Here is a 4,715-nt window from a genome sequence, read left to right as displayed (position 1 = left end):
AGAACTAAGATTGTATTTGGCAGTGAAGCTGTCGGGATAAAAATGCTCCCTATGTTGTATCACTCTTGAACGAAGGTCGGAGGTTACCCCAACATACAAGGTTGTTTTATACTTATTAGTCATCATGTAAACAAACCCACCTCTGTCCATCGTGGAATATAGGAATCCAAATACGTTCGATGAAATTGGATTAGTCAATGGTAACAACGGATTAGTAATGGGACCAATTTCGACGAGCGACTGGGAATATTATCATTTACGATAAACGTGCCGCGAGGAGAAATCTCCCATACTTAAAAAATCATTCGTCGTCATCCCGAAGCAAAGCGAGGGACCTCCTGCCACCAAACACACCTTGTACATTAACCCGCAAAGCGAGGGACCTCCTGCCACCAAACACACCTTGTACGTTAACCCGCGAAGCGAGGGACCTCATCGTACGTCGATTTAACTGCTAACTTATAAAAGCCAACCAAGGGACAGCATTGGTTCGCACGTGCTGCTATACTGATACTGACCTTTTATGATGTCTAACCAAAAAATCCGCCCCTTTAACAGGAACGGATTCTACTAAACTAAAACTAAACTAAACCAAACTAAACTCCCGGCATGAACCCGGTTATCTTAAAGCTGATCCTTAAAAGATCAAACTTACCTGCCTGTCCGGTAGGCAGGATAATCATATTTAGTAAATAAACGGATTTTTTGAGATTAACTGTTGCAACATATAGTTTTGTTACAGATTGGTGACGCTGGGGTGATAATTGGGAGAATTTCCCTGACTGCCGGTTGGTTGGTTGCCTGCCGAGAGCAATCGGCTGGCCAGCTACCAGTTACCTGTTACCAGGCTAACGTACCTAATCGGCTAACTAATAATCAATTTTCTATTTCTATTCTCCATTTCCTTCTTTATTATTTATTTTCTATTCTCCGCCCAATGGCTATCGGGTTTCCCCTCTCCCCTTAACCGAGGTATTTCCCAACCACCGGCATCCTCCTCCCCATCCCAAACGCTTTCGGTGATACCCTCAAAATTGGTGGGGCCTGGTTGCGCTTAAATTCGGCGACGTTAACCATTTTAAGAACTTTTCTGACCAGTGCCTCATCGAAGCCCAGTTGAATTATTGATTCCGAGCCCTTTTTAAGTTCTATGTACTGGAATAATACAGCGTCAAGCACATCATATTCCGGAAGTGAGTCAGAATCTTTCTGACCTGGCCGAAGTTCTGCTGAAGGAGGTTTTACGATACTATTCTGGGGGATGATCGAGCGGTCACGATTTATGTAGTTTGCAAGCTTGTAAACCTGGGTTTTGTAAACATCGCCCAGGACACCGATTGCTCCTGCCATATCACCGTAAAGGGTTCCATATCCCACAGCACATTCGCTCTTGTTAGAGGTATTTAACAGAATGTAACCGAACTTATTGGACATGGCCATCACTACAATAGCCCGGCTTCTGGCCTGCATGTTTTCTTCGGCTACGCTAAATGGAAGATCTTTAAATACAGGCTTCATCATATTTTGAAAAGCAAGAGTCGCTTCCTTTATAGGAATTACCTCATGCATACAACCGAGATTTTTTACCAGGTCTAAAGCATCCTCAATAGAATGATCGGATGAAAATTCAGAAGGCATCAAAACAGCCATTACATTTTCCGGCCCGAGTGCTTCGGCTGCCAGGGCGCAGACAAGTGCCGAGTCAATTCCTCCTGATAATCCAAGAACCGCTTTTGAGAAACCTGATTTTTGAAAATAATCTTTAATGCCCAGGACCAATGCATCATGAATTTGCTTAATATCTCCCTGGGGATAGTGCTCAACAGGCTTCAAACCTTTAACCCTGCCCTGATCAAATTCATACACTTTTAACTCTTCAGTGAAATATGGCATTTCATCCAGCAAGGACCCTGTTTCATCAAAAACAAGAGAGCCGCCATCAAATATTATTTCGGTCTGCGCACCTACCTGATTCACATAGAAAAGCGGCAATTGATATTTTCTGCAGTTATCCCCAAGAATCAAAACGCGCTCCTCATCATGATTGTAAGCAAATGGTGAAGCTGCAATATTGATCATCAGATCCGGCTTTTCGCCGATGAGCATATCCATCGGACAGGTGACATACATCGGGTTATCGTTGATATTCCATAGATCTTCACATATGGTCAGCGCTATCTTACATCCCATGAAGTCGACACATTTAAAATCGATCGCGGGTTCGAAATATCTGTACTCGTCGAAAACATCATAGTTAGGTAAGAGTGCTTTATTCACAACAGACTTTATTGTTCCGTTTTCAATGAAATATGCAGAATTGAACAGATCTTTCCCCTGTACCTTTGGGTTTTTTGTTGGGATACCGATGATGCAGGCAATTCCAGTGCATTCTTTTGCAATCTGTCGTGCCGAGTTCTCGCAGGACTCTATAAATTCAGAAAATTCAAGAAAATCTCTTGGAGGATATCCGCAGACGGATAATTCTGCAAACACCACAAGATCGGCACCTTTTGATTTTGCCTCGTAAATCGCGGAAATAATTTTTTGAGTGTTGAAATTAAAATCGCCGATTATATAATTTAACTGTGCTAACGCAATCTTCATACAATAATTTGTCTTTACTCATGAATAGCCATAGACTTTTCACGTTCGAATTCATAATTTAGCTGATATCATGTAGCCATGAGGATCATCCAAATTTACCTGTTTTTTTCCATTTGCCTTGTTGCTGCATCCTGTAATAATAGAAAAGGCCCGGATGTGTCGGAGGTGGAGTTGAAGGTTTCCATTGAAAGGTTCGATAAGGATTTAGGAGGTCTGGGGTCGGAGGTCGGAAGTCGGAAGTCGGAGGTCGGAGGTCTGGGGTCGGAGGTCGGAGGTCGGAAGGCGGAAGGCGGAAGGCGGAGGTCGGAGGTCGGAGGGGAGTGATTTAGGGGAGAAGGCGGAGCAGCTTAGGAAGCGATATACCTGGTTTTATGATGATTATATGGAGCAGATGCTGAGCGTGGGCTCTCCTGCTGCCGGCCCATCTTATTTAAATAATCTGGCTGATGTATTGCAAAGCAAGGATTATCTGGAATTAAAGTCTTCGATTGACAAAGCTTTTCCAGACCTGGATAGACAAGAGGCAGAGTTAAACGATGCTTTTAAACATGTCCGTTATTATTATCCCAAGCAGAAGATCCCGCGTTTGATTACATTTATTTCTGGCTTCGCCGTACAGACACCCATTGGGAACGACTACATAGGGATCGGGCTTGACATGTTTCTGGGAAAACAGGGCGATAGGTTTTACCCGGCATTGCGGCAAAGTATCCCGCATTACATTGCACGCCGTTTTACACCGGAGAATCTCACGCCAAGAGTTATCGAAACGTTTGTACGGGAAGAAATGTATCCTGAGCAGGACCAGGACAGGAGTTTACTCGCTAAAATGGTATATAATGGAAAGATTCTCTATATGTTGGATTCCTTTATGCCTGAGGTCGCTGATACGCTTAAGATTGGTTATACTACTCAGCAATTGCAGTGGTGCGAAGAAAATGAAGGTGGTATTTGGGCTTACCTGCTTGAAAACGAGCTTCTCTTTAATTCAGACTATATGAAGATTCAGAAATATCTGGCAGAAGCACCTTTCACGCCGGGTATTGGGGAAAATTCTGATTCTGCGCCTAAGCTTGGGGTATGGACGGGATGGCAGATTGTGAGAGCCTATATGGAAAAGAATCCGGACGTCACTTTACAGGAGTTAATGGGGGAAAAAGATGCTCAGAAAATTTTAACGGGGGCGAGGTATAAACCGAAGATGTAGGTTAGTTGTTAGAGGTTAGTTGGTTAGTTGTTAGACTGGGCGGAGAGGTAATGGGGGTTGGGTTGCCAGTTACCCGTTACCAGGCTGGACGCATACCCGTATGGTACGCTCGGTGGGTGTCTTGACTCTTGGTTCTTGGTTCCTTTAAAAATTATAGACAATGAAAATTGGTTTGGTTCTTTCCGGTGGTGGAATACGTGGGATAGCTCATTTAGGTGTTCTTCAGGCGCTTACTGAAGCAGGTATTAAATTTTGCAAGATTAGCGGTACCAGTGCGGGTTCTATTGTGGGTTCGCTGTACGCTCAGGGATTGGAGCCTTATGAAATTCTGCAGATTTTCTTAAAAACCAAATTGTATAAATTTCTCAGGCCGGCCTTCAGAAATGCAGGATTGCTTTCTCTTGATAATACGAGGCCGCTATTTCTGGAGCATCTGCCTCACGATTCGTTTGAGGGATTGAAGACCCCATTAATTATTGCTGCTACTAATTTCAGTGAAGGCAAACTCCGGTACTTTTCTTCCGGAAATTTGATTGAAGCTGTTCTGGCCTCCTGCTCCATTCCCGGGGTATTTAAGCCTGTTATAATCGACGGGAAAATGTATGTCGATGGCGGTGTTCTGGATAACTTTCCCATTGAACCCATCAGGAAGGACTGCGATTTTATTATTGGCTCTTCATGCAACCACCTGCCTGTAGTAAGTACCATTTCAAATTTCCGTCAATTGTTCGAAAGGGCGGCTATTATGTCGATTAATTCGGATATGGAAAATAAATGCCGGTTTTTGGATGTGCTGATCGAACCCGAGGGAATGGGAGCAACAAGTGTGTTTGATGTGAAAAAAACAGAAGATATCTATTGGCTTTCTTATAATGCGGCGCTGATGAAATTGAAGAGTGATGAG

4 protein-coding genes are annotated in these 4,715 nt (G+C 43.5%); 2 read left to right on the top strand and 2 right to left on the bottom strand.

What is annotated here, in order from left to right; genetic code table 11:
* Together ACLL8Z_RS09465 and ACLL8Z_RS09460 are read right to left on the bottom strand one after the other, a co-directional pair.
* On the bottom strand, window positions 1-198 hold a 198-nt coding region (locus tag ACLL8Z_RS09465; RefSeq protein WP_411274536.1), incomplete at its 3' end, for a GIY-YIG nuclease family protein.
* Window positions 199-963: 765 nt separating this feature from the next.
* Window positions 964-2,604 (bottom strand): NAD+ synthase, encoded by a 1,641-nt coding sequence (locus ACLL8Z_RS09460; protein WP_411274535.1) that lies wholly within the window; start codon window positions 2,602-2,604, stop codon window positions 964-966.
* Between the two features lie 382 nt (window positions 2,605-2,986).
* On the opposite strand from ACLL8Z_RS09460, the gene ACLL8Z_RS09455 reads away from it, so the two are divergent.
* On the top strand, window positions 2,987-3,811 hold the full coding sequence (locus tag ACLL8Z_RS09455) for a gliding motility lipoprotein GldB (protein ID WP_411274534.1): 825 nt from the start codon (window positions 2,987-2,989) through the stop codon (window positions 3,809-3,811).
* 160 nt (window positions 3,812-3,971) lie between these two features.
* The coding region (locus ACLL8Z_RS09450) for a patatin-like phospholipase family protein (protein WP_411274533.1) at window positions 3,972-4,715 on the top strand (744 nt) is incomplete at its 3' end.

Source organism: Daejeonella sp., from assembly GCF_046590655.1.
In the GTDB taxonomy this organism is placed as follows: domain Bacteria; phylum Bacteroidota; class Bacteroidia; order Sphingobacteriales; family Sphingobacteriaceae; genus Daejeonella.
The sequence above is the reverse complement of the archived record's forward strand: the minus strand, read 5'-3'. Positions and strand labels throughout refer to the sequence as shown.